The 265-nt window shown below is 70.6% G+C and carries 1 protein-coding gene; it reads left to right on the top strand.

The features are described 5' to 3' along the window. Window positions 1-265 (top strand): beta-ketoacyl synthase N-terminal-like domain-containing protein (locus SB751_RS31515; RefSeq protein WP_410749213.1); only part of this gene is annotated, 265 nt, incomplete at both ends.

Below are 265 nucleotides of genomic sequence, written 5' to 3'. Positions count from 1 at the left end.
CGCCGATCGACCTGTTCGACGCGCCGTTCTTCGGCATCTCGCCGCGCGAGGCGCGGGCGCTAGACCCCGCCCAACGCATGATGCTCGAAGTCACCTCCGAGGCGATCGAGCTGGCCGGCTATTCGATGGACCAGTTGCGCGGCAGCCAGACCGGCGTGTTCGTCGGCATCGGCAAGGGCTACCACGAGTACGGCCTGGCGCTGGCCGGCGGCCTGGCCGACCTGGACGGCTACGTCGGCACCGGCTCGGCCGGCAGCACCATGTC

Source organism: Cupriavidus sp. SIMBA_020 (genome assembly GCF_046535395.1).
Taxonomy (GTDB): Bacteria; Pseudomonadota; Gammaproteobacteria; order Burkholderiales; family Burkholderiaceae; genus Cupriavidus; species Cupriavidus campinensis.
Note: the sequence above shows the minus strand (reverse complement) of the source record. Positions and strands in the feature narration are given on the sequence as shown.